The organism is Photobacterium salinisoli (assembly GCF_003614885.1).
GTDB lineage: Bacteria > Pseudomonadota > Gammaproteobacteria > Enterobacterales > Vibrionaceae > Photobacterium > Photobacterium salinisoli.
In genome coordinates this window covers 1-534 of record NZ_QZMS01000009.1, presented here as the reverse complement: position 1 = coordinate 534, position 534 = coordinate 1, and the positions used below count along the sequence as shown (strand labels likewise).

The 534-nt window shown below is 45.5% G+C and carries 1 tRNA gene and 1 rRNA gene; both read left to right on the top strand.

Annotation, left to right across the window (positions count from 1 at the left end):
• Positions 1–116: ribosomal RNA gene (locus D6M16_RS11030) — 16S ribosomal RNA — on the top strand; the annotation flags it as partial.
• A gap of 68 nt (positions 117–184) precedes the next feature.
• A tRNA-Glu gene (locus D6M16_RS11025) sits at positions 185–260 on the top strand.
• Positions 261–534 lie beyond the last annotated feature (274 nt).

Here is a 534-nt window from a genome sequence, read left to right as displayed (position 1 = left end):
CACCAGAAGTAGATAGCTTAACCTTCGGGAGGGCGTTTACCACGGTGTGGTTCATGACTGGGGTGAAGTCGTAACAAGGTAGCCCTAGGGGAACCTGGGGCTGGATCACCTCCTTACCTAAAGACTGTGTTTTTGATGCAGTGTCCACACAGATTGCTTGGTTAATATGTAAAGACGCAACAGTGTCCCATTCGTCTAGAGGCCTAGGACACCGCCCTTTCACGGCGGTAACAGGGGTTCGACTCCCCTATGGGACGCCACTTTCTAACTGCACTTACGAGTGTGATTAGAAAGTGGCTTTTTTCTCCCCGGAGAAAAGAAACACATGCTCTTTAACAATCTGGAAAGCTGACTAGTAAATTCAATCTTTGAGATTGAATAAACTGTTTCGAAAGAAACAGAGTTCTCAAGCAATACACATTCAAGTGTCTTGTGTAAGAGTCCGGCGAATAAACCAATTGTCTCTTTGTCAGAGACACAACCTTGGTTGTTTGAACATACGAAACCTCTTGGGGTTGTGTGGTTAAGTGACTA